The following is a 2,864-nucleotide window of genomic DNA, read 5'->3' as shown; positions in this document are numbered from 1 at the left end:
AAATTCAGTAGCTTTAATTGAAGAATCCTTAAAATCTAAGGAGGATTACAAAATTGCAGCACGCCTAGTATGCATCTTGTCATTAGCCAGAGGAGATAGTAGCAGAAAGGCACAAGAAATATTGCTGCTCAGCCATAATCAGATTCTCATCTGGGCTAAAAGATTTATAGAGAAAGGTATTGAGGGGTTAAAAGATAAACCCAAGACTGGTCGTAAATCTAAAATTTCTCCAGAGCAACTAAGCTGGTTAAAGAACTTGGTTGTTAATGAGAGCCCAACAAAATATGGATACAATACAGAGACCTGGACGGCTCCTTTAATTGTTCAAGTATTGAATAAGGAATGTCATTTGAAATATTCTGATGACATGGTGTATATTCTTTTAAAGAAAAAACTGGGACTAACACACAAAAAAGGGAAAGGCTTTTACCCTGAAGCGAGTAAAGAAAAACGTCAAGAATTTATAGAGGCTTTAAAAAAAACTCCTTGAATCTACAAAACAAGATGTGTTTTTATTTGAAGATGAATGCAGTATGAGCAACACCGCTGTAGTTTCCTATAAATGGAGTGAAAAAGGCAAGCAACCCATTATTAGTCAGAAGCAAAGCCATAGGGAGCGACATACTTTATTCGGCTCTGTCAATCCAAGAACAGGAGAGGTTATCGTGCAAAAAAACGATAAGGGAAATGCAAAAACTTTTAAAAAATATCTAAAAAAAGTACTGTATCATTACCGCACTATTAAAGGGAAAATATACATGATTTTGGATAATGTACGCTTCCATCACGCAAATGCACTCAAACCTTTTTTGACAAAATACAAAGATAAAATTGAGTTGTTTTTTCTGCCTCCTTACAGCCCTGATTTCAACCCAATTGAAAGAGTATGGTGGTATATGAGGAAAAAGATTTGTAATAACCGGTACATCGAATCTTTGTCAGAACGGATGATAAACTTTTGGAAATTATTTTCCAATTATCAAAAACCAAATTATTTTATAATCAACTTATGTAATCTTAGTTATTCAGTTTAATATAATAAAACGCTAATTCAAAAAAATCATCGAGCAACAAATCCGTTGTTTTTAAATTTTACCAATGAAAATGGCATAATGACTCGACTTGCATGGCAATTGATGAATAAATTTGAAATGTTTAAAGAGCATCAAAAAGATAGTAGCATAAAAGCAACAAATATAAAATATTGAACAACAATCCTTTGGGTAAACAAAACAATAACACAAATTTTGCAAAAGCATATTTGAAAAGAATAATTAATATTTTAAAGAATAATTTAGGTTTCGGTCAGGGGCATGAACGCAGTAAGCGTGCCAAAAAAAATATTGCTGCTTTATTTGTAATTAAAGGCACCAATATTGCATTAGGTCTTATATTGGTTCCGATTACTATTAATTATTTAGACCCAACAAAATATGGCATTTGGATTACATTGACTTCATTGGTTGCTTGGTTTGGTTTTTTTGATATTGGCTTGGGTAATGGACTTCGAAATAGATTCGCCGAAGCCTTGGCTAAAGGAAATCATAAACTTGCAAAAACCTATGTAAGCACTACTTATGCAATATTAATTATCATAATAAGTGTTGTTTTAGTTATATTTTATTGCATCAATTTTTTCATTGATTGGGGTATTATATTAAATGCAGGTGATGATATTTTATTAAACAAAGAGTTAAGCTACTTAGCAATTGTTGTTTTTACTTCTTTTGGGCTGACTTTTGTTCTCAATCTGATTGGGGTTATTCTTAATGCAAATCAACAACCTGCTAAAAGTGCCATTTTTGATTTAATTGGGAAAACACTATCACTAATATTCATTTTCATTCTCACAAAAGTAAGTAAAAGTTCACTCTTGTCTTTAGGTTTAATTTATTGCACAGTAACACCTATTGTTTTGACAATCTCTACTTTTTGGTTTTTCAATCGTAAATACAAACCTTATAAACCTTCATTTAAAACAATAGACTTTAGTAAAGCTAAAGATTTGTTTAGCTTAGGTTTAAAATTTTTTTTAATAAATATAGGAGCCGTTTTATTATACCAAACCAATAATATGATTATTTCTCAGTTATTTGGTCCAGCAATGGTAACTCCCTACAATGTTGCTTTTAAGTATTTTAATGTTTTGATGATGGGCTTTATGATCATTGTTTACCCTTTTTGGAGCGCATTTACAGAGGCATGGACAAAGCATGATATTATATGGATAAAGAGCGTTATTAAAAAACTAATGAAAATTTGGCTTTTTCTGGTTTTAGCAGGAATTATTCTTTTTGTTTTTTCAGATTTTATTTTTAAAATATGGATTGGAAAAGATTTTGTTGTGCCTTTTTCCGTATCACTATTAACCCTAATTTGGATTATTCTTATGGCATGGAATGGAATATTTGCACATTTCTTAAATGGTGTTGGTAAAATAAGCCTTCAATTATACATAGGTTTAGCAGCAGCTATATGTAATATTCCCACAGCGATATTTCTAGGACATTTATTGGGAATAAAAGGAGTTCTCATTTCTAATGTGTTTTTTGCACTAATACAAACGTTTATTGTTTATATTCAGTATTCCAAACTAATTAACTTTAAAGCGAATGGGGTATGGAATAAATAAAAAAATAGAAAAATATGATTAAAGCGAAAAGATTAGCAAAAAAAGTATATCAATTTATTAAAAATTATTATTTACATGAAAATAGAGAAATAAGAAGGATTTCAAAAATTAAAAGACATTGTTTATTTACAACTACTCTTTTAGAAAAAGAAATTCAATGTTTAGATTCCACTTCTTTTATTGGTCAGTACTATGAAATAATAAAAAAAAAAATATATTGTTTTGAAACAAC

General features: G+C 30.1%; 3 protein-coding genes. All 3 read left to right on the top strand.

Annotated features, from left to right (window positions below; all coding sequences use genetic code 25):
* Positions 1–121: 121 nt before the first annotated feature.
* Entirely contained in the window at positions 122–562 is a 441-nt protein-coding gene (locus GW846_06520; protein ID NDK10399.1) for a hypothetical protein, read from the top strand.
* Entirely contained in the window at positions 534–1,034 is a 501-nt protein-coding gene (locus GW846_06515; GenBank protein NDK10398.1) for an IS630 family transposase, read from the top strand. Before GW846_06520 ends, GW846_06515 begins: the two co-directional genes overlap by 29 nt.
* A 227-nt stretch (positions 1,035–1,261) precedes the next feature.
* The gene (locus GW846_06510; GenBank protein NDK10397.1) at positions 1,262–2,632 is read left to right on the top strand and encodes an oligosaccharide flippase family protein; all 1,371 of its coding nucleotides are present in this window, start codon (positions 1,262–1,264) and stop codon (positions 2,630–2,632) included.
* Positions 2,633–2,864 lie beyond the last annotated feature (232 nt).

The sequence above is a fragment of the Candidatus Gracilibacteria bacterium genome (genome assembly GCA_010119145.1).
Taxonomy (GTDB): Bacteria; Patescibacteriota; Gracilibacteria; order BD1-5; family UBA6164; genus JAACSU01.
This window is presented reverse-complemented; position numbering and strand designations above follow the sequence as displayed.